The following is a 26,132-nucleotide window of genomic DNA, read 5'->3' as shown; positions in this document are numbered from 1 at the left end:
AACTAATGCCCTTACCCCCTTATATATCCCCCACAAGGGCGTCGCCTTAAGAGGTGGCACTTCGTGCGATTGTTTCTCATCGCAGTGAAGACTTGCTTCATTGCTGGGAGAGGTTGGGGACTTGCTCCATAAGGGTAATGAGTTTGGCATCACGAGCCCCTGATAAGGGGTGAAGAATTGCTTTTTGATTCACTAGAGACTCTCTTAAGTTGTCATTCTGAGGGAAGGCGCAAGCCCGACCGAAGAATCTCTTTTGGCGACTAGTGATTCCTTTAGAGATTCTTCGCCTAAAGGCTCAGAATGACAAACGAACTACCTTTTGTAGGAGAAACCCAAACCACCCAAAAAGGTAAAAAAGTCAAAAATAGCGCCCCCCGCAGGGCTTTAGGCGGTTTGTGTGAATTCATTTCACACAAACCAAGATATTAAATTAATAGAATTAATAAAGAAATTACTCCTACTGATAATACTTACTATAAAGCTCGCAAGCCTCCAAATACCCCATATAGCAACTCTGCTCATATAAATGAAGTGCAGCTTGTTTATCCTTTTTGACACCTTTGCCCTTAAGATAGAGCGAAGCAAGATTCATACAACCAGCCACAGAGCCGTGCTGACAAGCACGGCGATAGAGCTTTGAAGCATCTATATAGCTTCTACTCACAAACTTCCCCTCTTGACTTAACGCACCCAGATTATTGCAGCCATCGGGCTCTTGCATTGAACAAGCAAGTTTATAAAGCTGCACACTCACACTTATATTTTGCTTCACACCAAGCCCATTTTGATACAAAACCCCAAGCTTGCTACATGCCTTAAAAACCTCATTATCGCAAGCCATTTTGTAATAATACGCCGCCTTAGGATACCAATGCACATCATTCCAACCATTGCTATACTCCTCTCCTGCCAAGTAGCAATCCTCCATAATGCCACTATCACAGCCCCTCACATAAGGGGCAATGTGCTCTAACATCTCTATGCTTTGTTGATTTTCCATAGCTTCATCAGAGAGTTGTGCACCTAATGCAAGGGCTATGACTATGCTAAGTATTGCTAATACTCTCATTTTCGCTCTTCAAGGTTTTTGTATAACTCACAACCATTTTGGAATCCAAAATCACATGCAAGCCCATAAAATTCTTTTGCTTTGAGTTTATTTCTTTTCACGCCCTTACCTTTATGAAAAAGTTCAGCAAGGTTAAAGCACGCCTTGTCATCTTGGGCTAAACACGCATCACTATAATACAAGGCAGCTTGCTTATAGTCCCTTTTAAGCCCTATACCCTCCTCAAACATCACACCTACATTATTGCACGCCCTGCCATAGCCACCCTGACATGCATACGTATATAAATGTAATATTTCTGTAGAATCTTGGGCTTTTACAAGCCCTAAATGATACAAAACTCCAAGTGAATTACAAGCTGGGTAATGCCCTAACTCACAAGCCATTTTATAATAGAGCTCACTCACAAAATAATCCTGCCCTACACCACTACCTTGAGCATACAATCTCCCAAGCCCATAACATGCAGCTGCATTTTGGGCATTACATGCTTTCGCGTATAAAAAGACTGCCTCCTCTATCTCTCCATTACGCCATGCACTATAAGCATCTTGCAAATCTGCCTCACTCGCCACCAAATGAGCTAACACAAAGCACAATGAGCATAACCACAGAATCTTTCTCATTATCTTGCACCCTATATCCTTATATATTTTCCCTCTACGCTTCCCTATGCTAAAAGTGTTCCTTTTATTCAAGTTTATTTTGCGTTTATTGGCGAGGTTTATTAATGGTAAAATAAAAAATACAGGTTTAAAAACTATTGCAAAAAACTTTGTTACAATACCCCAACAAATCACAATGATTTTTCTCTTAAGAAAGTTTCGTCTTACCTCAATATAAAAGGTTTAAAAATGTTTATCAAAAATAAAATGATTGTATTATTGATGTTAGCACTTAATGGCTATGGTTTAGAATTTGGCTCTATGGGGCAAGTCTCTATGGGTATGGGCGGGGCAGGTGTAGCCCTTAAAGATTCTGCATGGGGGCTTTATTACAACCCTGCTTTGCTTGGTGCTGATAGAAGAGGGAAGTTTGGCTATAGCTTTGGAGTACAAATCAAAGAGCAAAACCTCCTAGAGCTTGCAAGCATTGATGTAGATAATTTAAAAAACCTCCCCCAAACGCTTACAAACCAGCTCACAAGCCCAAATGTGGGGGGTAAGAGCGTAACTATAGATGGAAAGTCAGTCAATGGTGCATTGGGTGGTATGCTCGACGCACTTTTTCCTGATAGCGGAGGGAATATCACTAAAGATAATGTACAAACCCTTGTTACAGAAATCACAGGCTCAAGTCAAACGTGTACAGATATAAGCACTTGTTGGGACTTTATTAAAGACCCCCAAGCACAAAATAAATTAAAAGACAAACTTACTTCAGCCGCTGCAGAGGGAGGTTCGCCACTTGTGGGGGCGGTTATTTCTGGTATCGATCCAAATAAAATCACTGAGCTTGCTAAAGAGGCTACAGGAGGGAATTTTGATGCTGAAACATTATTTGAAAAAGTAGGAGAAATCACCCTTGCTAAGGGATCAGATTCTTCTATAGATAGGCTTTTGAATGATTTTGAGACAATCAATAACGCCCTAAAAGCCAATGATCTCAATGTCGTTAGCCAAAATGGCTTTGTGATACAAATTCCCGGAAGTAAGACATCTCGCCGCATAGAAAGTGATGAAATAGGCAGCATTGATATACAAGATATAGATTCTGGGCGCGGTGCAATAGGCGTTGGTGTCTTTGCCTCAGCCTTTAGCAATGCTTCAGCACAAATTGACCCAAACAATAACCAATTGATTTTTGACCTTGGTGGTAAGTATTATGATGTAAGCGTAAATGGGAATGCCATTACATTAAAATACAATGCGAGTAAAACTAACTTAGATGGCTCTATAATGAATGAAAATGCCAATCACCTACTTTATGCCAATGCCTTAGCCCTAATAGAAGTCCCTATAGGCTATGGGCATACGCTCTTTACTCCCGCAGGTGATGTAAATATAGGTATAGCCCTTAAATTCATACAAGCCATGGGCTATGGGCAAAAGCTTAACTTTAGCGTAGGGAAGTTTCCTAGCATTTCTTTTGATAAAAATGATGTAGATATGTCTCAAACCTTTGGGGTAGATTTGGGCGTGCTTTATAGCCCAAACTTACTTGAAAATCTCCATATCGGGCTTGTGCTAAAAAACATCAACGCCCCTGTGATTAAGCGCACAAATGTAGATGATGTTACGCTTAATCGGCAATTACGCGCTGGGGTAAGCTATGTGCTTAAAGACTTCCTTACCTTTGCCTTTGATGCAGACCTCCTGCCAAATAACACCCTCTCCCTCCAAAGCCCTAAAAGCCAATTCATAGGAGGAGGGGTTATGGCTAACTTTAAAAAGGTAGATTTTAGATTAGGGGCTATGCAAGATATGAGATCAAATGCCAGAGAGGGTATGATACTCACAGGCGGGATTAATCTCTTGGGATTCTTAGATGTAGCATTACAATATGGCTTAGGCAGAAACTTCACCATAGAGGGTATAAATATATCAAACTATATGAATGTGCATATAGGAGGGCAATTTAGCTTCTAAGATTTTTAGCCATAAGGGCTTTTTTAAACTCTTCATATCTTCACATATTCACAAAATCTGGGGCAAAGCCCCCAACTTGAGACTTCCGCAAATGTAAAGTTTTGTCATACCTTTTGTGGGCTTTATGCCTGAAGAATCTCTCTTGGCTACTAGAGACTTTTCAAACAACACTCAAGACTCCAACAGAATTTCTTCGCTTCGCTCTAGATATGACAAAAAGTCCTAAACTTCCCCTAGCAGTGAAGTCTATCTATAAAGCGACATACAAGTATGGCTGGGGGATATATAAGGGGGCAAGAGTGTTATTGTGGAGCATTATTATGGGGTTGGAGCTTGCCTGCACAAGTAAAGTATATAAGCCTCATTATTTTATAAAACTTTGCACATTTAAGCCCATCGGTCTTATAGAAAAAGAAAAAAGAGAATCACTAACGACTCTCCAAGTTTGTCATTCCAAGCATTGCGAAGAATCTCTAAAGGAATCACTAGTCGCCAAAAGCAATTCTTCGGGCTTACAAGCCCTAAGACATGACAATAGTAGCAGAGTTTCTAGTAATTCTAACAGAGATTCTTCGCTTGATTCTCAAGCTCAGAATGACAACGGGATAAAATCTACTAGAAATCCAAAAAGCAATGATTCACAGAAAGCCCACAGCAATTCTTCACCCCTTGCAGGGGTTCAGAATGACAAAATAATTTCCCTTGCGGGTAGGCCAAGTTTGTCATTCTGAGGGAGGGCGTAGCCTGACCGAAGAATCTCTCTTATCCGCTAAAGACTCTTTAGAGGAAACACCAGAAAGGCAGTTACTTTGTCATTCTAAGCCCCCAATAAAGGACGAAGAATTGCTGTTGGATTTACTAGTAACCTCCGTTACTTTGTCATTCTGAGCCTTTAGGCGAAGAATCTCTCTTATCTGCTAGAGAATCGCTTTCAAAAACACCAAAAAGCACGACTGGCGATTCGCTTAGAGATACTTCGGGGTTGCCTTGTTGTTTCATTCTATAATCCTAAGCATTGTTTGCACAAGTGATATGGAGGGAAATTGCCCTATTTATTATGACTTAATCTTGCAAAATCTTCTAATACCTTAAGAACTTTCTTAGATTCTATAATATCTCTTGCAAGGAAATAACCCTCTTTAATGCTGCCTGCCCTCCCCGCAAGGTAAAGTGCCCCACCCGTATTAAGAGCTACAAGCTGGGTTTTAGGAGAGTGAAGAGACTTGGCATGGAAAATCTCAAGGCTAATGCGCTTGTTTTCTGCTACATCACCCCCGCAAAGCTCCGCAAAAGGCACAAACTCTAGCCCTATCTCATTGGGATTAAAAACATAAGTCTTTATAGTGCCATTATCAAGCTCTGTAATCTGTGTGGGCGCACAAAGTGAAATCTCATCATAGCCATCAAATCCACTCACAACCATAGCCCTTTTAATCCCCAAAATAGCAAGGGCTTTAGCCATAATCTCCGTATAAGCCTTATCAAACACGCCAATAAATTGATGGGTAACATTGGCTGGATTTGAGAGAGGACCCACAAGATTAAAAGCTGTCTTAAATCCTAGTGAAGCCCTAGCAGGCGCAGCAAAGCGCATAGCCGCATGAAACTTTTGCGCAAAAAGAAAGGTAATGCCTATCTCATCATACACCTTTCTGCACGTTTGCACGTCCATATTCACATTCACCCCAAGGGCTTGAAGCAAATCTGCCGAACCAGATTTAGAAGTAATCGCTCTATTGCCATGTTTAACTACCTTTACTCCAGCAGCCCCAAGCAGCAAAGCAGCGGTAGTAGAGACATTAAAGGTTTTATTAGGACTACCGCCTGTGCCTACTATATCTAGCCTTATCTCATCGCTTTTAGGCAGGCTAAAGGCGATAGTCTTTTTCTTTAGCACACTTGCAAACCCCGCTAACTCCTCTGCATTCACACCCTTAATTTCAAGGCTTGTAAGTATGCTACCAATTTGTGCATCGCTCATATTCCCCTCTGTAATCTCATCCATGACATCATAAGCCTCTTTAAAGCTAAGACTCTTCCCTTGCATAGTGCTTTTAAGATATTGCTTAATGGGGATCATCTCTCGCCTATAATGCAAGAAGTTTAAAAGCATTTTCTCACCCTCAAGTGTGCCAATAGATTCTGGGTGGAATTGCACGCCAACAAGATGATGATGTTTATGCTCAATCGCCATAATCTCGCCATCTTCACTCCATGCACTCACTTCAAAGCATTCAGGTAATTGATGAGCCTTCCCCACAAGTGAGTGATAGCGCACAATGGGGGTAAGCGGATTAACATTGCGGAAAAGCCCCTTTTGATTATGATGTAATGGCTCCACTTTACCATGCACGATGTGCTTAGCATTGACAATATCCATACCAAAAGCCGCCATAATGGCTTGATGCCCCAAGCAAATACCTAAAATAGGATATATACCTTGAAGTTCTTGCACAATTTGCACAGAAATGCCCGCTTCTTTGGGGGTTTTAGGACCCGGACCGATGATAATATATTGCGGGGAAAGGGCATGTATCTCTTCAATACTAATCTTATCGCTTCGCACGACCTTTAGGGGAAAGCCAAATTTATAAAATGCTTGATAGATGTTATATGTAAAGGAATCATAATTATCAATGAGTAAAATCATCATTTCTCCTTTGTAAGCATAGCAAGCATAGAGCGGACTTTATTTTGTGTCTCTACATATTCTGCACTCGGGATAGAATCTTGCACAATGCCCGCCCCAGAGCGCAAATAATAAATGCCATTTTGATACACTGCTGTGCGAATAGCAATAGCAAAGTCCATATCTTCATCATAGGTGAAATACCCCACCGCTCCGCCATATATGCCCCTTGAGTGTGTTTCTAAAGATTCTATAGTTTTGATAGCTTCTATTTTGGGCGCACCGCTTAAAGTCCCTGCTGGAAACACTGCTTTAAAGGCGTCTCGCTTCTCAAAACGCTCTCTATCAAGCTTGCCTTGCACTTCTGAGACAATGTGCATAACATGCGAATATCGCTCTATCTTATTTCTTGCGACAACACTCACACCACCGCCTACACTGACCTTGCCCGCGTCATTACGCGCTAAGTCAAGGAGCATTAAATGCTCGGCATTTTCTTTAACATCAGATAAAAGCTCAGATTCCAACTCTAAATCTTGGGCAACACTTTTGCCTCTAGGGCGCGTACCCGCAATAGGACGAAGTGTGAAAAGGCTTTCATCTTTAATGGTTTTAAGTCGTATCATAATCTCCGGGCTTGCGCCTAAAAGCACAAAATTATCAAATTGATAGTAAAACATATAGGGGCTAGGATTGAGATGACGTAAATGCCTATAGGCTTCTAATGGCGGGAGTGAAGAGATGATATTCATATATTGGCTTGGCACACATTGAAGCAAGCTCCCCTGATAAATCGCCTCTTTAATCTGCATTACCATTTGTTCATATTCATCTTGACTTGTGGCATTCTCTATAATATATGCTTGGGTCTCTGCCCCATCCATAAAAGTTTGATGGGAAGCTTGATGGGGATTTTGATTCTGCAGAGTGGAGATAATCTCATCGACCCTTTGAGTAGGGTTAATCTCTTCTCTCTCATAAGCATAGCTTACACTTACAATATGTAGCCTATCAAATAAATGATCAAAGACTAAAAAATCCCTCCCAAAGATAAAGCCACATTCTGGCACATCATAAAGCGGAGGATTGCTAAAATGCACTTCTTCAATTTCAGCAAAAAACTCATATCCTATATACCCTGCCCCACCAAGAGGGAGGGGTAAATGAGGGGGGATGGTTTCAATGGGATTAGGAGCAAGAGAGCGCACAAAAGCAAGAGATTCTAAAAAATCTCCACTTAAAGCATTGCTATTCACATCAGGTTTATAATCGGCTAATGCCTCTTTTAAGGGCTTTTTTATCTTGCCATATTTGAGTATATGCTCGCCATTTTCTTTATATACAGAAAATGCCTCATGCACAATCATAAGAGAATATCTATCCTTGCCTGTTTCATTATAGGCAGATTCTAAAAGTACTTTTGCATTTAATGCCCCAAACGCCCCTAATGGCGTAAGATTATCGCATAATATTTCCTTATGGGCTATCAGCGCCCCCCTAGCATTGCTAAAATCAAACATCACTCTCTCCTTAAACTAACGCGCCTTAAGCTCTAGCACCTCTACATCACTTGGAGCTACAAACACAAAAACGGCATCATCAATCTTAACATTAAGCTTTACATTGCTTAGTACAAGCTCACTTTTAGTCCCCATAGTATCTACAAAGTAAATACTTTTTGGCTTATTCTCTCTATCTACAACAAGTGTATATTCTATACCATCAACTGCCGTGCGATATGTGCCATCTTCATACTTTTTGGCAGATTTAATAATGGATATAAAATCACTCTTGCTATTGAGTGTAGAGAGGCTCACTTGCTCTAAACTTGGCTCATAAATTGCTACCTTATTATCATTCATATAAATTTCTTTTTTAAAGGGCATTTGATAGTCCCATTTGACTTTATTGGGTGATTTGCCTAGAATCTTGCCCTTATAATATACATTTGCTCCATCTTCATTATAAATGTATTGCTCAAAATCCGCTTGTATGCTTTGAATATCTTCCCCCCAAGCAAAAAGCCTCCCGCAACAAATCACAAAGACCATACCTGCTTTTATTATCCACATTTTATATTCCTTAAGTATTCCTTAACGCACACAAAGATTTTACCGAAACTCTGTAAAAGTATGTTAGAATTATGCCCAATTTTCTACCTAAAGGGCGTATCTATGTTGCAATCTCTCATCTCAAAATTTCTAGGCTCACGTAATACTAAACTCATTAAACAATATCAAAAAGAAGTACAAAAAATCAATGCCTTAGAATCTCTCTATCAAACTATGAGTGATGAGCAACTCCAAAATGCCTTTAATGAGCTCAAAATCAAAGTCCAAAATGCACAAGAGAGTTTGCAATCAGTCCTTCATGAGAGTTTTGCCATTACACGAGAAGCAAGCAAACGCGTGCTTGGTATGCGGCATTTTGATGTGCAGCTTATAGGTGGTATGGTGCTAAATGACGGGCGCATTGCGGAGATGAAAACAGGAGAGGGCAAAACACTTGTAGCTACACTTGCTGTATGCCTCAATGCACTTTGTGGCAGGGGCGTGCATGTGGTCACAGTGAATGACTATCTTGCCAATCGAGACGCCAAAGAGCTAGAGCCACTTTATAATTTTCTAGGCTTTAGCGTTGGGGTTATTACTAGCGAATTACGTGATGATACCTTGCGTTTAAACGCCTATGCAAGCGACATTGTATATGGCACTAATAATGAATTTGGCTTTGATTACTTGCGTGATAATATGAAATACGACCTTGCACAAAAGGTACAAAGGGAGCATTATTTTGCCATTATCGATGAAGTAGATTCTATTTTAATTGATGAAGCAAGGACCCCGCTTATTATCTCCGGACCTGTAAATCGCACATTAGAGCATTATCATTTTGCCAATAGTGTCGCCCAAGAGCTGAAAAATGAAATAGACTTTAGCATTGATGAAAAAAATCGTGTGATTTTACTTAGCGAAGAGGGTATCAAAAAGGCTGAGCTGCTTTTTAAAGTAGATAATCTCTATAGCATAGAAAATGCCGCCCTCTCTCATCATCTTGACCAAGCCCTTAAGGCAAACTATCTTTTTATTAAAGATAAGGACTATGTAGTCCAAGATAATGAAGTGGTGATTGTTGATGAATTTACAGGGCGCTTAAGCGAGGGGAGACGCTTTAGTGAGGGCTTGCACCAAGCCATTGAAGCTAAAGAAAAAGTAGATATTAAAGAAGAAAGTCAAACTTTAGCAGATATTACATTTCAAAACTACTTCCGCCTTTATGAAAAACTCTCAGGTATGACAGGCACAGCCCAAACTGAAGCAAGCGAATTTTTACAAATTTATAATCTCGAAGTAGTGAGTATCCCCACAAACGTCCCCGTGCAGCGCAAAGATTTAAATGACCTCATCTACAAAAGTGAGAAAGAAAAGTTCAATGCCCTTATTAGTAAAATTACTGAGCTCCACAAAAAGGGGCAACCTGTGCTTGTAGGGACAGCAAGTATTGAAAAAAGTGAGATTTTACATGAATTGCTAAAAAAGCAGAGAATCCCCCACACCGTGCTTAATGCTAAGCAACACAGCAAAGAAGCAGAGATTATTAAAGACGCAGGAGTGAAAGGTGCGGTAACCATTGCTACCAATATGGCAGGACGTGGTGTTGATATTAAAATCACTGATGAAATCCGCTCCCTTGGCGGGCTCTATATCATCGGCACAGAAAGGCATGAGAGCCGTAGAATCGATAATCAACTTCGCGGGAGAGCCGGACGACAAGGCGACCCGGGGGTAAGCCAATTCTACTTGAGTTTAGAAGATTCGCTTTTGCGGATATTTGGTAGTGATAAAATTAAAACCATTATGGAAAAGCTCGGGCTAAAAGATGGCGAACATATAGAATCTTCTCTAGTAACTCGCTCGGTAGAGAGTGCGCAAAAAAAGGTAGAAAATCTCCATTTTGAATCACGCAAACACCTCCTTGAATATGATGATGTAGCCAATGAACAACGCAAAGCTGTATATAAACTCCGCAATGAGCTCCTTGATGAGCAATGCTCTTTAGATGAACGTATTAAAACTAATCGCGAGATTACAGCCCAATCTCTCCTCTATAAAGCACAAATCCTCCCCGGTGATAGCTATGATAGCCTAAGCCTATCCACGCTTAAAGCCCAACTGAAAGAAGAGTTAGGACTAGAGCTACAAAATAGCGAAGGTTTGGATTATGATGATTTGCTCTCCCAAGTCATCACACAAATGGAGCAAAGCTATGAGGGCAAAATGTCAAAGCTTGAGGCAGCGCAGAGAAAGGAGATTGAACGTATTATATATTTGCAAGTGCTTGATAGCTCATGGCGTGAGCACCTCTACACAATGGATAATCTCAAAACAGGTATAGGCTTGCGCGGTTATAATCAAAAAGACCCCCTTGTGGAATATAAAAAGGAAAGCTACAACCTTTTTTTAGAATTTGTAGAGAATCTCAAAATAGAAACGACTAAAATGCTAAGTATTATTCAACTACGAGAAAAAGAGGAGCAAGCAGCAAACAAAATGCTTCAAAATATGCAAGAAGATTTGGAAGAAGATTTTCAAGCCTTTAGCACAAACAATGCTACACAAAAGCCCAAAATCTCTCGTAATGACCCATGCCCCTGTGGCAGTGGTAAAAAGTACAAACTCTGCCATGGTAAAAGCGGACCCAAAAAGGGGTTGCTCGCTTAATGAACGCCCTCACACTCTACCTTCTGCCGCGATATTTGCGCTTTGATAAAACACAACCTTTTATATCTATCACAGCTTTATTGGCATTTTTTGGTGTGGGCATAGGGGTTATGGTGCTATGTGTAGCCATGGCTATTATGAATGGTATGTCAAAGGAATTTGAGCGCAAGCTTTTTGTAATGAACTACCCTTTAAGCGTGTATTCTACCACCCATGCGGGCGTAGATGATATGATCTTACAAGCCCTAAAAGAGCAATTCCCCGATTTTCTCTTTAGCCCATATTTACGCTATCAAGCAGTAGCAAAAGTAAATAATAGTATGAATGCGGCTATGGTCTTTGGTGTAGATATGTATGCAGAATCTCAAATCAATGAAGTAGTAAGCAAGGCTTTTGAACCCTCGCACCAAATACCAACAGAGCAAGAAAGGGAAGCGTTTAAAACACAAGCTATCAATACCTTTAAGAATAAAACTTTTTCTATCCTCGTGGGTAAAGGGCTTGAGGAGCATTTTAACTTACAAGTAGATGATAAGCTTGATTTCTTTTTTACACAGCTTGAGCCATCTGGCTTTAGCTACACACCCATTAATAAACGTTTTGCTATCGCAGGATTTTTTGAATCGGGACTTAGGGCATATGATGAAGCCTATACTTACACAAACCTAGAAGCCCTGCAAAAAATCCGCCGCATACCTGATGGCGTATATGATGGGATACATATTTACACTCCAAATCCTATGCAAGACATTCACGCTATAAGTGCATTTTTAAAACTCCATTTTCCAAATCGAGCCGGCATTGAGGGCTGGTGGCAGCAAAATGGGAACTTTTTTTCAGCTTTAGAGCTTGAAAAGCGCGCACTTTTTATCGTGCTTATGCTGATTATTGTTATGGCGAGTCTCAATATCATCAGTTCTCTTCTTATGGTGGTTATGAATCGCCGCAAAGAAATCGCTTTGCTTCTCTCACTTGGTGCAAGCAGACAAGAGATTAGAAAAACCTTTTTCTGGGTAGGCAATACCATTGGGCTAAGCGGGATTATGCTAGGCATTGTGCTTACAGGCATTGCTATGTATGTGCTTGATACCTTTCCTATTATCTCACTTCCTGCAGATGTATATGGCAGCTCTAAGCTACCACTTGATTTATCTTGGCTTGACTTTAGCCTTACTATCATAGGCGCTAGTCTTATTGTATGCCTCTCATCATACTACCCTGCCAAAAAGGCTGCTTTGATAGATACCTTGCAAGTTTTACGCAACGAGTAGTATTATTACATACATTTTAAGAATCTTATAAGTAAATAAATCTTAGCATTAATGAAGCCTCTATAAATGGAGGGGTTATTTACTTTTTAGGAGTTCTTTTGAAAACACTTTATGTAGGAAATTTAGTATATGCGGTTACAAATGAGGAGCTAAAAGAGCTTTTCTCTCAATTTGGTGAAGTTTTTTCTGTAAAGCTTATTAATGATAGAGAAAGCGGCAAGCCTAAGGGCTTTGGCTTTATAGAAATGCAAGATGAAGATGCACTAAAAGCCATAGAGGCACTTGATTCAAAGGACTTTAGAGGGCGAACTTTACATGTAAATGAGGCGCGAGCACGAAAGTTTGCCCTAGCAGATTCTAGGGAGTAACTCTCCCTGTGGATATTCTATATATGATTTCCCACCCCATGGATTTAGCATTATTGCCCTAGAGTGCTTTATATCCTTTGCTTTACCCACCACACGTCCAATCACACAAGCATTTTTCCCTAATTCATGCTTGTTTAAAGCTTTTAAAATATTCTTACTTTCACTTGCTTTTACAGCCATTACGCACACGCCCTCATTAGCCAAACTTAATGGCTCTAAACCAAGTATCTCACATACTCCCCGCACTTGCTCTAATATAGGAATATGCTCTTGCATAATCTCCATTTCTACGCAAGCCCCTCTGCACCATTCATTCAGCACCGCAGCAAGCCCTCCCCTTGTGGCATCGCGCATAGTGTGTATCTCATAGTCACATAAAGATGAGATAAGTGGATAGAGTTGTACGCAATCACTCTTTAAATCACTCTCCAATGCAATCTCATTCCTTGAGCAAAACAATGCAGCCCCATGCGTGCCTATGGGCGCACTTAGGATAATCTCATCACCCACCTCTATATTGCTTATATGCCAATTTGCTTGCATTTTGCCAATAGCAGTAGTGTTAATATAAATTTTATCCGCATTACCTTTTGGGACGACTTTTGTATCCCCTGAGAGAATCTTTAGCTCCCCATGGAGTGCCTCGATTCTAATAGAGTGTAAAATTTTTTTCAACATTGCTATTTCAAAACCCTCTTCTAAAACCAAGCCCAAAGTTAAATAGCAAGGCTTAGCCCCACGCATAGCTACATCATTACTTGAGCCACACACACATAATTTCCCTATATCCCCCCCGGGGAAAAAGATAGGATTCACCACATAGCTATCTGTGCTTATCGCATAGCTCTTCGCTCCGCTAAACACCCCTGCATCTTCCCCACCATCAATAATCAACTCACCAAGCTCTTTGTATATAAGCTCTGAAATAAGAGTATGAGACTCCACTCCTCCGCTCCCATGAGAGAGGCTAATATGCGTATTTTTCATTTTGACTCCTTGAAGTGCCTATAAGCTTAGATTCTTGTAAAATTGCCCAAAGGAGCTGATCTGTTTGCTTACTCCAAAAGGCATAATCACACACGATAAAAAGCCGCTTTTTAGCACGTGATATAGCTACATTGAGTGCATAAAGTGCATGCAACTGCCTAGAATCTGTCAAATGATAATGCAAAGAGACAGGAGAGAGAATCACATTATCAAACTCCTGCCCCTGCGAACCATGAATAGTAAAAACCCTATCACGTCCCAAATATTGCATAAGCCGCTTTCTCTGCTTGACAAAAGGCGTAATCACCGCATAATCATCTCTAGCTAAATGCTCACATAATCGCTTGCACATCAAAGCCTCACTCTCGCTGATATGCTTCTCTTGCTCTCTTTTAGCACCGCTATCATAAACCAAAAGCTCCATGTGGCTATCAAGCCCTCTTAAACCTATATGATAAATATATTTATCTAAGATTTTTGCAAGATTATCTCCATAGCGATGAGTTTGAGAGAGTTTGCTTACAATCATATCATCTAAAGGCGGCATATCAGAGCTATTTTGCGCTAAGGCTGCAAGCTTATAGGGCTTTTCTCCTTTGCAAAAAGATTCTAAAAAAAGTGAAGAGAGATTCCATATAAAGGCATTATGATTGCCCTCTTGGTTCATCTCTTCTAGGGGCATTTCGCACACAGGGGAGAGCTGCTTATGATCCCCAAAGAATGCAAGGGGCGTATTATCCACGCATAAGGCACAAGCTTTAATTAATGGTGCATATGCGCATTCATCTAAAAAAATATGTGCAAAACTTAGCTCCAAACTCTCATATCGTTTAATAAATCCATCTAAGGTAACGCCCACAACAAGCGCATCTTTTAGTCGAGTTTTAAGCGTATCTTGGAAGCTAAATAAATCTGTCTGCTTGTTTTGCTTAAACAAACTTGGGTCGCATGTTTGCGGATAGGCATTGATATATTGCAGTGTAGGCATACCTAAACGTAATATCATACTCCTCTCTAGCCCTAATGTGTCAAATTGCGCAATAAGGGTTTTTAGCACTTGCTCAAGGGCATTATTGGTACTTGCAATGATAGCCACTCTCTTGCCCTCTTTAATATAATACAACAACGCTTGGAAAAGCACAGCTTGCGTCTTACCCGTGCCCGGAGGTCCCCATACATAACTTAGAGGGTGATTTAGCACTGAAAAAAGGGCTTGATTTTGCTCTTGGCTTAGAGTATCAATAAAGGCAATTTGCTTTTGAGCAATGCCATCACACAGAGCTACCTCATCACCATAATTTTCAAAAAAATCAATCACATTTTGAACTAAAAACTTCAAATCGCTAAAAAGCCTTAAAGGCAGAGATTTTTTGATAGATTTTACAATTAGGGCTTTACTTGTATCTTCTAGCTTGATATGGAGCATTTTTCTCTCTTCATCATAAAATGCGAGCTTAAACTCACCCTCTTCTGCAATGCTATAAAATTGATCGCCTATATTTAAAAGCAAGGTCGCACTTAATTTCAAATCCATATCGCCAACACTGCTTTTAAAGGCAACAATAAGCTCATCATTAGCACATTGATAATGTTTAATGCTAATCTCACTCAAGCCCAAATTATGCTCACAAAGATAGTCATAATAAATATGGGCAGCATTTAAAAGTGTGTGTTTTATATCCATTAGCGCAATATACCGCCATATTTATAATACGCCGCGCAAGCCCCCTCACTGCTTACCATACAGCTTCCTAAAGGATTACTTGGAGTGCAAGCTTTAGCAAATACCTTACAATCAGTAGGCTTAGCCTGCCCGCGTAAAATATCCCCGCAACGACAGGCTTTATTATCAGGGATATATGCCTTGCTTAAAATGCCATCAAAAGCTAGCTCTGCGTCTAAATGGGCATATTCTGGCTTTAATTTCAAAGCAGATTCTCTAATTTCCCCTAACCCCCTCCATTCAAAGCTATCTCGCTTCTCAAAATAACGTCCTATTAAGGCTTGAGCCTTGAGATTACCCTCCATACTCACTACGCGCTTGTATTGAATCTCTAGCTTATTTTGAGCATTTAAGGCTTGGCTTACAATCATATAAATACTCTCCATCATATCTACAGGCTCAAATCCGCTTACTACCACAGGCAAGGCATATCTCTCTACAATTTCCTTATAAATCTTTGCCCCGCTAATCACGCTAACATGAGAAGGTGCAATTAAGGCATTAATCGCACACATCTTATCGCTTAAAATCACATGTAAGGGCGGAGGGACAAGCACATGGTTAATGTGAAAAAGCACATTGGTAAGCCCCTCTTGTAGTACATGCTCTATAATTGCTGCACTCATAGGTGTAGTTGTCTCAAACCCAATGGCAAAAAACACTACACGCTTATCTCTATTGGCTTTAGCTATCTCTAGCACCTGCATAGGTGAATACACAAAACGCACATCAGCTCCCTTTGCCCTAGCATCTGCTAAGCTCCCATGCGTTCCGGGGATTTTTATCATATCTCCTAGTGTGATTAAAATCACATCTTTTTGCATAGCAATTTCATAGGCTTGATTAATGCGATTTTTAGGCATAATGCACACAGGGCAGCCCGGTCCATGTATGAAGTTGATATTTTTAGGCAAAAGGCTTAAAAGCCCATAGCGCATAAGCGTATGCGTATGCCCTCCACAAACCTCCATAATATAAAGAGGCTTAGGGAGGGATAAAGAGAGCTTTTCTATCTTTTTGCTATAGGCTAAAATCACATCTTTATCGCGGAAATTTTCAATTAAATGAAATGGTTTTTTGCGATCTAGCATAGCATACCCCCCCCCCCCCAGCGAATTTAGAGCATCTTTTGGCATAAGAAGTGTTTTCTTAAAAAAGCTCAAATAAAGCATCTTTCTGAGTTGAAAATACAATCTTGAGAACTCTCGGGGAATCTTCAAATACCATGCTACCTTACTCCAGCGCCCTTCTATGGTTGTAGGCATATACTTTTCTGCCAAAATAGGCTTAATGCAAATATTAGGGATATGATGAATATAATACATATCCATATAATCATCTACCGGGCAAAACCACGAAGAAGCACCATTGATAAATGCCCTTGCCGCAGTGGGTGTAAGGTAATAACCCTGCGTGCCTGCAAGCGGAGCAAAGCCGATATAAAAATCATCTGGCAATATATAGAGTTTGGCATTGATCTTTGTATACATAAGGCGCACATATACATACCCACTTTTGGCGATATGATTCAAATTCTTATAAAAGCCCTTAAATATCTCCACATCATCTTCAAGCACCACTATAGGCTCATTTAACTCAATGCACTTTTCCCACAAGCGATAATGACTCCCAAAGCACGCCCTCTCTCCATCACTCATAGGCTTACCTCGAAATAACAAACTCTTCAAAGGGGAGTATTGCTTAAAGCTCAAATGCTCGCCCTTTGAGGCATCAATAGCGTTAAAAAATACTATTTCATAATGCCCCTGCTCCTCTTTAATGCGAGCAAGCTGCCTTAGCATAGAATCTTTGCGTTCCTTTATGCGGGGGAGATTCACAACAAATATCTTCATCACTCCAGCCTTGCATTTGCCATTGCCAGCTCTTGGTCTTCTTCTTGCATACTTTGGAGTATCTCATCATAAAGCTCCAAACTCTCCTTAGCACTTTGCTCATCAATCTTACTTACCGCATAGCCAATATGCAAAAGCACCCAATCCCCCACTTCTACTGCCTCATCAAGTAAATCCAAGCTCGCCTCGCGCTTCACTCCTAGCGTATCTACTATGGCTATATTATTGTCCTTTATCTCTGTAACCTTAGAAGGAATAGCTAAACACATACGTTCTCCTTAAAATTGATGAGTAGAATGGTAATTTTGCGCACACTTTTGCGTGATAAAATCATACACCGCTTGAATGCTTTTAGCATCTTTACTACTTGTTAGGAAAATAGGCACATTCGCCCTCAAAGTATCTAAATCGCGGCGCACATTATCTACACTGAAGTCAAAATGCTCTATCAAATCTGCCTTAGTGATAATCACCGCATCAGCACACATAAACATCGTAGGATATTTCAACACCTTATCATCGCCCTCAGGTGTGGAGAGAAAGACCATATTCAAGCTTGCCCCCACATCATAACTTGCTGGGCATACTAAATTCCCCACATTTTCAATAAACAAATAATCCATTTGCCCCATATCGCACTGCTTTTGCAGCTCTTTAAAGCCAGATTCTATCATCGCTGCCTCTAAATGGCAGGCTTCCCCTGTGGTAATTTGATACGCACTCACACCCTTATCTTCAAGTCTTTTGGCATCGCGATTTGTCTCTAAATCCCCCTCTAACACGCAAAAACGCATATCTGTAGAAGTAGATAAGGATTCTAAAAAAGTTGTTTTCCCACTGCCCGGAGAGCTCATAAGGTTAATTACATAAAGCCCTAGCTCCTTATATTGTGTGCGAAGCTCTTGGGCTTTGAGATCATTTTTAGAGAGTATTTTATGCACAATCTCTACAGATTTTTTACTCAAATTTGGATTGTTTTTTAATCGCTCATCGCGACGTTTGAAGTCTTTATTTTGCATTTGTGTATCATTTTTTTGCATCACATCTCCTCTTCATATTGTGTTTGTTTGAGTTTGTCATATTGGCAGACTAGCAAAACATTGCTTTTAAAATGGCTCGTAATGTTATCTTGTGGGTTAGAAGTATTATCAGTCCTAGTGGGAGCTCCCTTTGTGGGGGTAGGCTTATTGTGATTGTGAGGGGCTTTAGTCCCGAAGAATTGCTGTGGGCTTTCCAGTAAGTTTAAAAGAGATTCTTCGCCTCCTAAAGGAGGCTCAGAATGACAAAATAACTGCCTTTGTAGGTGATTAAGTATTTCATCTGTGAATTCCCCTTGTTGGGTAATTGTATCGTGTGGAGAATAAAGAAAATTATTACCTAAAACTTCTCTCATACTTGTGCCTTAAAATTACGCGCTCCAAAAACCGCTTGCCCAAAGCTAATGTTTGCGTCATTGCATGGCAAGACTTGGTGCATATAAAATGGAATGCACTCCTTAGTGAATAAATCTTGGATTTTATCACAAAGAAACTTATTTTGAAACACACCCCCGCTAAAATATACCCTTAAAGTGTGCTGGGTTTGTAGTGCTTGCGGGCTAGCTTTAGCCAAAGAGAGGGCAATATAAGCAAGGCTTTCAAGGAATCTTCTCGCCGCCCTTTTAGGCTTAGCCCTCTCTTGGAGCAAGCCTAAAAGTATGTCTTTAAAAATAATCACACCATTTTGCATCTCAAACCCATAAGGCTCGATACAATCCCCTTCTTCTTGGTGCTCTTGCATATCTTGCAAGGCATACGATTCTAATAACGCCCCGCTCTCCCCCTCATAGCTTTGCGTTTGCAATAAGCCTAAGATATAAGCTGCCCCATCAATAATCCTTCCAAGTGAGCTTGTTTGCTTATATACACCACTTTTGTAGGCATTTTGCAGTACTTGCATTTCTAATGAGCTAAAATGAAAGAGCTCTTCACAAAATACATCATAATGCCACATCATACTCAAAGCTAATTTGCCAATATCCTTTATCCCGCTCTCCCCTCCTAAAAGTGTGAAATAATCAAAATGATAAATTCTCTGCATTTGCTGCTCTAAGCTTGCACCTGGCTGATACAAAAAGCACTCTCCACCCCAAATACAAGCATCTTCACCAAGTCCAGTGCCATCCCATATAATGCCAAGTCCGGGCTCATCTAAGCCTTTATGCTCTGCTAAGATAGCATAAAAATGCGCCTTATGATGAGAGAGGGCATAGAGGTGAGTGTTTTGCTCTGCTAAGTCTTGTGCTTTTTGCGTAGAGATGTATTGCGGGTGTAAATCATGTACAATCAAAGCTATATCTTGCTTATAAAGCCCGCGAAAAAATGCGCTTACCTCATCATATCGCTTTATAGAATCTACACTTTGCAAATCCCCAATATATGGGCTAATGCACGCTTGATTGCTGCTATCAATGAAGCAAAGATTTGATTTTTGCTGTGCGCCTACACCCATAACCAACCCTGCTTTTATGCCTTTTTGAGGAAGATAGAGGGGCGCATAGCCTCTAGCTAAGCGCAAAGGGCGCATAGCCCCCGCCATAAAGCGCACGATACTATCATCAACACCATGACTAATGCTTCGATTATAGCTTAAGATTACATCTGCTATAGGATTAAGTGTATAGAGCTTTTCTACAAGCTCATCTGTTTTAGTGATAATGGGTTCAGAGGCAAGATTAGCGCTCGTAAAAACAATGGGCTTGTCTAAATAGTCAAAAAGCAAAGACATAATGCCATTATAGGGCAAGATAACTCCCAAAGTGTGCAATCTTGGGGCTATTAATGCTAAGCTCTCCTCATCTAACACCCCTCCTTTTTGAAAATGCCTCTCACAAAGCACAATAGGCGCTTGTGGGGAGAGGAGGGCTTGTTTTTCACACTCATAGAGTTTGACTAGGCTTTCAATCTGTGCTATATCTTTAAACATCAAGGCAAATGGCTTTTTAGGGCGGTTTTTCCTCTGGCGCAAGGTAGAGAGGGCTTGCTTATTACTCGCATCAACGATTAAATTAAACCCGCCCACGCCCTTAATAGCAACGATTTTGCCCGCCTTAATTACTTGTGCTATTTCTTGGATTAAAAGTATGTCATCTGTGGCAGATTCTGGCTTAAAAGTGCCGTTTTTATCGATACGATAAAGCCTAATAGCACAGCTTAGGCATGAGGTAGGTTGAGCGTGGAATCTACGATTAGAAGCAGTACTATAATCACTCTGGCAGTCTTTGCATAAGGGGAAATTACGCATAGTTGTGTGGATTCTATCATAAGGCAGGGCATTAATAATAGAATAACGCGCCCCACAATATGTGCAGGTAGTAAAAGCGTATTGATAGAATCTCCCTTTTGTTCTCATATCTTTTAAGCACTCTTCACATAAGCGCATATCAGGGGGTAAAAAGCAGGGGCTAAGTGTGCTTTGGCTTTGAGATTCTCTAATTTCAAAACCCGGGGGGATAGATTCTTTATATATCGATTCTTTACTTGGAGTGATATGATAAGAGCTCACATACGCATGTGGAGGCATAGTCTTTAAAAGTGTATCTAGGAAATTTTCTATCTGGCTTTTATGCCTTACTTCAAGGTAAATAACCACCCTATCATAGCAATTTTGCACATATCCATGTAAGCCCATCTCACAAGCAAGATGATACACAAATGGGCGAAACCCCACCCCCTGTATAATGCCAAAAAGTTCTATGCTATAGCCTTGTGTTTTCATAGATGTAGTATAACACCTTGATTGCAAATTGATGATTTATGGACTTTAGAGCGTTTAGCTTAGCTGTATAAAGATAAATCACACAAATATGCTAAAATGCCCCATTTTATAAAGAGGAGCGAAGATGAAAGAAGCAGGCATTGAACTGATGAAAAACACAAAAAGCGTGCGAGATATTGAAGTCAAGAATAAAAGAGTGCTTATCCGCGTGGATTTTAATGTGCCTATGGATGAAGATTTTGATATTTCTGATGATACGCGTATAAGAGAAGCCCTGCCTACTATCAATCACTGCATTGATAACCATGCTAAAAGCATAGTGCTTGTAAGCCATTTAGGACGCCCTAAGGGGAAAATGCCAGAATTTTCACTTAAGCATGTCATTAAGCGCGTAGAGAGGCTTTTAGGGCGGGATGTTGCCTTTGCAGAAAATATAGAATCTGCCCAAGCCTTGCAAGAGGGAGCAAAAAGAGAACATAATGTGATTTTGCTTGAAAATATTAGATTCTATGAAGGGGAAGAAAAAAATAGTGATGAGCTCTCCTCTAAGCTTGCTACACTCTGTGATATATATGTCAATGACGCCTTTGGCACAAGCCATAGAGCACACTCAAGCACTTGCGGCATAGCCAAATACGCCAAAGAATGCGTAGCCGGATTATTGCTTAAAAAAGAAATTGATTCATTTGCCAAAGCTATGGCAAACCCCTTAAAACCTGTTTTACTTATCGTAGGAGGCAGCAAGGTCAGCTCCAAACTCGCCCTTTTGCATAATATCCTTGATGTGGTGGATAAAATCATCATTGGCGGGGCGATGAGCAATACATTCCTTAAAGCATTAGGCTTTGATATGCAAAAGTCTCTTGTAGAAGATGATTTAGTTACAGAAGCCTACAATATACTTAACCATGCTAAAGAAAAAAAGGTCAAAATCTATCTCCCCGTTGATGTAGTCAGCACAGATAATATTAAAGATCATCGCAATATTAAAATCACTCCCGCACAAGACATACCAGAGGGATTTATGGCAGTAGATATGGGTCCTGCGACAAGCAAGCTTTTTAGCGAAGTGGTGCGAGACTCTCAAACGATTATTTGGAATGGACCGCTTGGGATTTATGAGATTCAAGCGTTTTCACGCGGGACTTTTAATTTAGCCCATGCGGTGAGTGATACCTATGCCTTTAGCCTTATAGGCGGAGGCGATACCGCAGATGCCATTGATAAGGCAGGCGAGAGAGATAATATGAGCTTCATCTCAACAGGCGGAGGGGCGAGCTTAGAGCTCCTTGAAGGGAAGATACTCCCTGCGTTTGAAGTGCTTGAGCGCAAGTAAGCATAATGAGCACGAAAGCTATAGCTTGCATTGTTTATATAGCTATCATCACGTTATCAAGCGTGTATATCACGCAGCCGCTTCTCCCACTCCTTGCATGGGAGTTTCACACCTCTATATATAATATTTCAGCCATTACTTCTATTACACTTTTGCCTATGGCATTTGCACCACTTTTATATGGATATTTTTTAGAAAACTACCCATCTAAAGCCATTTTGACCATTTCATTATTGCTTGTAGGGATTTTCCAGCTTCTCCTTGCATTGTGTGAAAACTTCATGCTCTTTTTATGTTTGCGCTTTTTGCAATCTCTCTTTTTCCCCGCTATCCTCACCGCACTTTTAACGATTCTCACACGTTTGCAAAGCCAATCTTTACAGCTAAATATCAGTATCTATATCGCCTCAACCATAGCAGGAGGCTTGCTAGGGAGAGTAGGTGGGGCAAGTTTAAGTGATATATTTTCATGGCAGATATGCTTTATTGCACTCGGGGTAAGCTTACTTCTAAGTGCATTGCTTGCGTTTATTTATATCAACCCAACTCACACTCGCTTGCAGCCAATTACCTTTAAACAAATGCTGCCCTTTCTCTCTAATAAAACATCACTTATTATTCTCTCTAGTGTGTTTGTTATGTTTTTTAGCTTTCAAGCCCTGCTCAATACCCTCCCCTTTCATGCAAAAGACATATTCCCTAGTATTAGTCAAAATCAAATCGGGGCACTTTATTGGGGATATAGCATAGGCATATTTACTTCTCTTGGGGCTTCTTGGCTCACTCAATTATTAGGCGGGCGATATAAATGCGTTTTTATCAGCCTTAATCTCTTTGCCCTAAGCCTATGTATATTCCTTATAGATTCCCTCCCGTGGATATATGCAGGTGTGTTTGCTATGTGTATTGGCTCATTTTTGGCTCATTCTGTCTTAAGTGCGATTAATAACGCCCTAAGTGCTGAGCATAAAGCCGTGCTAAGTGGCTTGTATCTTAGCTTTTATTATATGGGTGGGGCATTGGGCTCTTATCTCTCATCATTTATATATCAAATGCTAGGTTGGCGACCTCTTATCTGCGCTCTCGCCCTTTTATTAAGCACCACTTCAGTGCTATTCTACACCCATATGAGAAAACTTCAATGAGGGCTTCAATGGGGGCTTTATGAGGGGAGGGGCTTTATATGTCTTGTAATATGTTCTTTGATATGCTTTTTGACATTATCAACGCCAAAAGCATTACCCAAAAGCTTCAACTCCTTGAAGAATTTACTCAAATAAGCACATCTTTGCTGCTCTCTACGCCTACTTCATCTCACCCTCCCCGCACACTTACAGAGCCTTCTTATAAAACATTTTGCTCTATTATTCACCCCACTAAAATCCGCAGAGTAAAAGCGATAAAAAGCCCTCAAGCATTGGCTAAAGTGCTCCATTCCATAGTGCATATAGAATATAGCGCGATTGATTTAGCCCTTGATGCGATGTATCGCTTTAGAGATTTGCCCTTAAGCTTTTATACAGATTGGCTTGCAGTCGCACTAGAAGAAAAGCTCCATTTTAGCCTTTTAAGAGAATCTCTCAATGCGCTAGGCTATGAATATGGAGACTTCCCTGTGCATGCACAGCTTTTTTACGCACAAAAGGCTACGCTTAGCTTGCATGAGAGAATGGCACTCCTCCATAGAGGAGCAGAAGCCAATGGGCTTGATGCCAACCCGTTTTTAGTAGCCAAAATCCAAAAATTTGAGCATAGCCTCACACCGCAGATTCTAAACACGCTTGAACTTATCCTTAAAGATGAAATTACACATGTCAAAAAGGGCGATAAATGGTGGCGCTATAAACATAACTCCGCCAATGCCCAAAGCTTCCTCTCCACACTTGAGCGCTTCAAATCCCTCTATGCCTTGCCTAAGATACTCAATATAAAGGCGCGATTGATGGCTGGATTCTCCCAAATAGAATTAGATATGCTAGAGCAGGCAAGCAAACATTAGCTAATCTGGGGTATATATCTTAAATTTCAAAGGATTCAATACATCGCCCTCCACTTCCCATATCTTTTCAAAAATCAAGTGATTAGCTCTTTGCGCACTTTGCGTCCAATGCACATTGAGTGTATGGATAAGCTTCCTCACACCTTGTGGATAAGTTTTTAAAATATTAGGCTCTTGGCAGGCTTTAAGCTCATCACACAGAATGCCATACACATCAGCATTACTCATAAAACGCCAATCTGTCTTTAACGCCCCCTTTGCGTGAAAGTTTTTAATCATCAAAAGCGGATTAGGGTTATTGCCTATAGATGGCTTATAGGGCATATTATGCTCTATAATGTCATTATAGCTATGATCGCTCACAAGCACTATCATCGTATTATCATAAATACCTTCACGCTTTAGTAACTCAAGCATATATATACTCTCTTTAATGGCGCATAGCTCATTATCATAATGGCGCGCATTGGGCAAAAAGGCTTGATAGCCCTTAGGAATGGTGCTGCTATAATCTAGCTTAGGCAGGCAAGTGTGCGCATCAAGCATAAATGGATAATGGCTATGCATAGTGTGGATATATTTAAAGCTTTTGCCTTGAGTTGGAGATACCTTAAAATCTCTCACAATCATAGGGAGTTGCGCGGCATTTTTCACTCCATTAATAAAAGAGCCAATTTGCACTGAAGAGCCAAAAAGCCATGAGTAATTACCAAATTCAAAGTCTTTATAGATTCTTAATCGAAAAACATAAGGACTAAAGTAAAATAAGCCTATAGATAGCATTTCACCTATGGGGCGATTATGCGCTCTTTTTGCGCTAATTATATCCTCTACTCCGCTAAAAGCCTCATAAGCTGGGGTATAACTTTCTCTATCATCATAAATGCTGATATTGGGAGCAGAATCTGCTGCAGACAAATAGGGCATACCAAATGAAGCGATATGAAATCCAGCATTTTGAAAATCTCTATAACTTTCTTTAAGGGCTTTAGCAGAGGCAAGGGCGTATTCTTGCAGGCTTAAGTGCTGATTATTAAACGCAGAGAGCTTATGCCCGGTGAGAATAGTATGGGCTGTCCTTGAAGTATGCCCATCAAGGGATAGGGTATTAGGATAATACACAAAGCCCTCCAAACTCTCCTTAAACTCGGGGAATTGCTCTAAAATCACTCTCAAATGCGAGCCGCTAAACCCATCAAAAAGCAAAACTATTACATTTTGCGATTTGCTACTTAAGGTTGTTAGCTCATTATGAAAGCTTGGAAGCAACTCTTCATAAGACTTACTCTTATATGAAAGAGGAGGAGGGAGGGAGTTAATGGTATCTCTAAAAATACTCACACAGCTTAGAATCCACACAACAAATAACCCCACAAACATAGCCTTTAAGCCCGCTAAAAAATATCTCTTTATATAAAATAAGCAAGCTATCAACACACAAGAGAGTATTCCTATAAGCAAATCTACATATTTGCTAAACTCAGAAGCGATTGAGTGAGGATTTTTAAAGATAAAATTATCAATTTGTGAATACGCCTCCCCCGTTAGGACATTATAATCAAGCACAAACGTATATACCACCCCAATACATAAAATCACACTTAAACCATAACTCATAAGCTTAAGCATAGAAAACTTAAATATAAAAGCCTTATATAAAAAGCTAGAAAGATATATCAGCAAAGATGAAGAGAGAAGAAATATCCCAAAAAGCGCACAAAGGGTATTTAGACTCTGAGTAGCATCAAATTGTGATACATCACTGCTATACACTGCAAAAGGTGTAAAAACACATATCATAAAGCATATATTGATAATAGCAAGCATAGAGA

At 40.3% G+C, this 26,132-nt stretch carries 22 protein-coding genes and 1 pseudogene; 9 read left to right on the top strand and 14 right to left on the bottom strand.

Annotated elements, in window-relative coordinates:
• Positions 1-457: 457 nt before the first annotated feature.
• Both CQA63_RS01430 and CQA63_RS01425 read right to left on the bottom strand, forming a co-directional pair.
• On the bottom strand, positions 458-1,069 hold the full coding sequence (locus tag CQA63_RS01430; RefSeq protein ID WP_104700049.1) for a tetratricopeptide repeat protein: 612 nt from the start codon (positions 1,067-1,069) through the stop codon (positions 458-460).
• Positions 1,066-1,695, bottom strand: a complete 630-nt coding sequence (locus CQA63_RS01425) for a tetratricopeptide repeat protein (protein ID WP_104700050.1) — start codon at positions 1,693-1,695, stop codon at positions 1,066-1,068. Before CQA63_RS01425 ends, CQA63_RS01430 begins: the two co-directional genes overlap by 4 nt.
• A 228-nt stretch (positions 1,696-1,923) precedes the next feature.
• Here CQA63_RS01425 and traF point away from each other — a divergent pair, with 228 nt between their 5' ends.
• The 3 genes from traF (at position 1,924) to CQA63_RS09370 (ending at position 4,545) form a co-directional block, all read left to right on the top strand.
• Complete coding sequence (traF, locus tag CQA63_RS01420) at positions 1,924-3,657, top strand: conjugal transfer protein TraF (RefSeq protein WP_199770697.1); 1,734 nt, start codon at positions 1,924-1,926, stop codon at positions 3,655-3,657.
• Positions 3,658-3,758: 101 nt separating this feature from the next.
• Positions 3,759-4,388 carry a hypothetical protein gene (locus CQA63_RS01415; protein ID WP_147288709.1) on the top strand — a complete coding sequence of 210 codons (630 nt, stop codon included), beginning with the start codon at positions 3,759-3,761 and terminating at the stop codon, positions 4,386-4,388.
• Positions 4,360-4,545 (top strand): hypothetical protein, encoded by a 186-nt coding sequence (locus CQA63_RS09370; RefSeq protein ID WP_147288708.1) that lies wholly within the window; start codon positions 4,360-4,362, stop codon positions 4,543-4,545. The genes CQA63_RS01415 and CQA63_RS09370 overlap by 29 nt, the downstream gene beginning before the upstream one ends.
• Before the next feature lie 160 nt (positions 4,546-4,705).
• On the opposite strand, the gene CQA63_RS01410 is transcribed toward CQA63_RS09370, so the two are convergent.
• The 3 genes from CQA63_RS01410 to lolA are packed head-to-tail and all read right to left on the bottom strand — an operon-like array spanning position 4,706 to position 8,358.
• Positions 4,706-6,307 (bottom strand): bifunctional anthranilate synthase component II/anthranilate phosphoribosyltransferase, encoded by a 1,602-nt coding sequence (locus tag CQA63_RS01410; RefSeq protein WP_104700052.1) that lies wholly within the window; start codon positions 6,305-6,307, stop codon positions 4,706-4,708.
• On the bottom strand, positions 6,307-7,806 hold the full coding sequence (locus CQA63_RS01405) for an anthranilate synthase component I family protein (protein ID WP_104700053.1): 1,500 nt from the start codon (positions 7,804-7,806) through the stop codon (positions 6,307-6,309). The genes CQA63_RS01410 and CQA63_RS01405 overlap by 1 nt, the downstream gene beginning before the upstream one ends.
• 15 nt (positions 7,807-7,821) lie before the next feature.
• Complete coding sequence (gene lolA, locus CQA63_RS01400; RefSeq protein ID WP_104700054.1) at positions 7,822-8,358, bottom strand: LolA-like outer membrane lipoprotein chaperone; 537 nt, start codon at positions 8,356-8,358, stop codon at positions 7,822-7,824.
• Positions 8,359-8,460: 102 nt separating this feature from the next.
• Between lolA and secA the strand changes: the two genes are divergently transcribed.
• The 3 genes from secA to CQA63_RS01385 all read left to right on the top strand — a co-directional run bounded on the left by secA (position 8,461) and on the right by CQA63_RS01385 (position 12,646).
• Positions 8,461-11,007: a preprotein translocase subunit SecA gene (gene secA / locus CQA63_RS01395; protein ID WP_104700055.1), complete on the top strand. Its 2,547-nt coding sequence runs from the start codon at positions 8,461-8,463 to the stop codon at positions 11,005-11,007.
• The gene (locus CQA63_RS01390; protein WP_104700056.1) at positions 11,007-12,278 is read left to right on the top strand and encodes an ABC transporter permease; all 1,272 of its coding nucleotides are present in this window, start codon (positions 11,007-11,009) and stop codon (positions 12,276-12,278) included. Before secA ends, CQA63_RS01390 begins: the two co-directional genes overlap by 1 nt.
• Before the next feature lie 98 nt (positions 12,279-12,376).
• Positions 12,377-12,646, top strand: coding sequence for an RNA recognition motif domain-containing protein (locus tag CQA63_RS01385; RefSeq protein WP_104700057.1), 270 nt, complete (start codon positions 12,377-12,379; stop codon positions 12,644-12,646).
• Here CQA63_RS01385 and hypE read toward each other — a convergent pair.
• From hypE to hypF, 8 genes and pseudogenes are all read right to left on the bottom strand, one after another.
• Positions 12,626-13,633, bottom strand: coding sequence for a hydrogenase expression/formation protein HypE (gene hypE / locus CQA63_RS01380; protein ID WP_104700058.1), 1,008 nt, complete (start codon positions 13,631-13,633; stop codon positions 12,626-12,628). The two genes, CQA63_RS01385 and hypE, sit on opposite strands and share 21 nt — an antisense overlap.
• Positions 13,614-15,317 carry an AAA domain-containing protein gene (locus tag CQA63_RS01375; RefSeq protein ID WP_104700059.1) on the bottom strand — a complete coding sequence of 568 codons (1,704 nt, stop codon included), beginning with the start codon at positions 15,315-15,317 and terminating at the stop codon, positions 13,614-13,616. Before CQA63_RS01375 ends, hypE begins: the two co-directional genes overlap by 20 nt.
• Positions 15,317-16,447, bottom strand: coding sequence for a hydrogenase formation protein HypD (gene hypD / locus CQA63_RS09645; protein ID WP_104700060.1), 1,131 nt, complete (start codon positions 16,445-16,447; stop codon positions 15,317-15,319). Before hypD ends, CQA63_RS01375 begins: the two co-directional genes overlap by 1 nt.
• A gap of 249 nt (positions 16,448-16,696) precedes the next feature.
• Positions 16,697-17,209: pseudogene (locus tag CQA63_RS10140) on the bottom strand (glycosyltransferase family 25 protein); the annotation flags it as partial.
• The gene (locus CQA63_RS01365) at positions 17,209-17,478 is read right to left on the bottom strand and encodes a HypC/HybG/HupF family hydrogenase formation chaperone (RefSeq protein ID WP_104700062.1); all 270 of its coding nucleotides are present in this window, start codon (positions 17,476-17,478) and stop codon (positions 17,209-17,211) included. The pseudogene CQA63_RS10140 and the gene CQA63_RS01365, both read right to left, overlap by 1 nt.
• 9 nt (positions 17,479-17,487) lie before the next feature.
• A complete protein-coding gene (gene hypB, locus CQA63_RS01360; protein WP_104700107.1) occupies positions 17,488-18,228 on the bottom strand; it encodes a hydrogenase nickel incorporation protein HypB in 741 nt (246 codons plus the stop codon).
• A gap of 20 nt (positions 18,229-18,248) precedes the next feature.
• Positions 18,249-18,602 (bottom strand): hypothetical protein, encoded by a 354-nt coding sequence (locus CQA63_RS01355; RefSeq protein WP_104700063.1) that lies wholly within the window; start codon positions 18,600-18,602, stop codon positions 18,249-18,251.
• Positions 18,599-20,965: a carbamoyltransferase HypF gene (gene hypF, locus CQA63_RS01350; protein WP_104700064.1), complete on the bottom strand. Its 2,367-nt coding sequence runs from the start codon at positions 20,963-20,965 to the stop codon at positions 18,599-18,601. Before hypF ends, CQA63_RS01355 begins: the two co-directional genes overlap by 4 nt.
• 124 nt (positions 20,966-21,089) lie before the next feature.
• On the opposite strand from hypF, the gene CQA63_RS01345 reads away from it, so the two are divergent.
• Genes CQA63_RS01345 through CQA63_RS01335 form a run of 3 tightly spaced genes read left to right on the top strand, consistent with a single transcriptional unit; the run spans position 21,090 to position 24,300 of the window.
• Complete coding sequence (locus CQA63_RS01345; RefSeq protein ID WP_104700065.1) at positions 21,090-22,301, top strand: phosphoglycerate kinase; 1,212 nt, start codon at positions 21,090-21,092, stop codon at positions 22,299-22,301.
• Between the two features lie 5 nt (positions 22,302-22,306).
• Positions 22,307-23,446, top strand: coding sequence for an MFS transporter (locus CQA63_RS01340; protein ID WP_104700066.1), 1,140 nt, complete (start codon positions 22,307-22,309; stop codon positions 23,444-23,446).
• A gap of 38 nt (positions 23,447-23,484) precedes the next feature.
• Positions 23,485-24,300, top strand: a complete 816-nt coding sequence (locus CQA63_RS01335; RefSeq protein ID WP_233706619.1) for a ferritin-like domain-containing protein — start codon at positions 23,485-23,487, stop codon at positions 24,298-24,300.
• On the opposite strand, the gene CQA63_RS09635 is transcribed toward CQA63_RS01335, so the two are convergent.
• The coding region (locus CQA63_RS09635; protein WP_244916254.1) for an LTA synthase family protein at positions 24,301-26,132 on the bottom strand (1,832 nt) is incomplete at its 5' end.

The organism is Helicobacter marmotae (assembly GCF_003364255.1).
Lineage (GTDB): Bacteria > Campylobacterota > Campylobacteria > Campylobacterales > Helicobacteraceae > Helicobacter_C > Helicobacter_C marmotae.
Note: the sequence above shows the minus strand (reverse complement) of the source record. Positions and strands in the feature narration are given on the sequence as shown.

What these genes read in the sequence shown, in the direction of transcription:
- CQA63_RS01430 (WP_104700049.1), bottom strand. Translation starts at nt 1,069, where the DNA reads ATGAGAGTATTAGCAATACTTAGCATAGTCATAGCCCTTGCATTAGGT.
- CQA63_RS01425 (WP_104700050.1), bottom strand. Translation starts at nt 1,695, where the DNA reads ATGAGAAAGATTCTGTGGTTATGCTCATTGTGCTTTGTGTTAGCTCAT.
- traF (WP_199770697.1), top strand. Translation starts at nt 1,924, where the DNA reads ATGTTTATCAAAAATAAAATGATTGTATTATTGATGTTAGCACTTAAT.
- CQA63_RS01410 (WP_104700052.1), bottom strand. Translation starts at nt 6,307, where the DNA reads ATGATTTTACTCATTGATAATTATGATTCCTTTACATATAACATCTAT.
- CQA63_RS01405 (WP_104700053.1), bottom strand. Translation starts at nt 7,806, where the DNA reads ATGTTTGATTTTAGCAATGCTAGGGGGGCGCTGATAGCCCATAAGGAA.
- lolA (WP_104700054.1), bottom strand. Translation starts at nt 8,358, where the DNA reads ATGTGGATAATAAAAGCAGGTATGGTCTTTGTGATTTGTTGCGGGAGG.
- secA (WP_104700055.1), top strand. Translation starts at nt 8,461, where the DNA reads ATGTTGCAATCTCTCATCTCAAAATTTCTAGGCTCACGTAATACTAAA.
- CQA63_RS01390 (WP_104700056.1), top strand. Translation starts at nt 11,007, where the DNA reads ATGAACGCCCTCACACTCTACCTTCTGCCGCGATATTTGCGCTTTGAT.
- hypE (WP_104700058.1), bottom strand. Translation starts at nt 13,633, where the DNA reads ATGAAAAATACGCATATTAGCCTCTCTCATGGGAGCGGAGGAGTGGAG.
- CQA63_RS01375 (WP_104700059.1), bottom strand. Translation starts at nt 15,317, where the DNA reads ATGGATATAAAACACACACTTTTAAATGCTGCCCATATTTATTATGAC.
- hypD (WP_104700060.1), bottom strand. Translation starts at nt 16,447, where the DNA reads ATGCTAGATCGCAAAAAACCATTTCATTTAATTGAAAATTTCCGCGAT.
- CQA63_RS01365 (WP_104700062.1), bottom strand. Translation starts at nt 17,478, where the DNA reads ATGTGTTTAGCTATTCCTTCTAAGGTTACAGAGATAAAGGACAATAAT.
- hypB (WP_104700107.1), bottom strand. Translation starts at nt 18,228, where the DNA reads ATGCAAAATAAAGACTTCAAACGTCGCGATGAGCGATTAAAAAACAAT.
- CQA63_RS01355 (WP_104700063.1), bottom strand. Translation starts at nt 18,602, where the DNA reads ATGAGAGAAGTTTTAGGTAATAATTTTCTTTATTCTCCACACGATACA.
- hypF (WP_104700064.1), bottom strand. Translation starts at nt 20,965, where the DNA reads ATGAAAACACAAGGCTATAGCATAGAACTTTTTGGCATTATACAGGGG.
- CQA63_RS01345 (WP_104700065.1), top strand. Translation starts at nt 21,090, where the DNA reads ATGAAAGAAGCAGGCATTGAACTGATGAAAAACACAAAAAGCGTGCGA.
- CQA63_RS01340 (WP_104700066.1), top strand. Translation starts at nt 22,307, where the DNA reads ATGAGCACGAAAGCTATAGCTTGCATTGTTTATATAGCTATCATCACG.
- CQA63_RS01335 (WP_233706619.1), top strand. Translation starts at nt 23,485, where the DNA reads ATGTCTTGTAATATGTTCTTTGATATGCTTTTTGACATTATCAACGCC.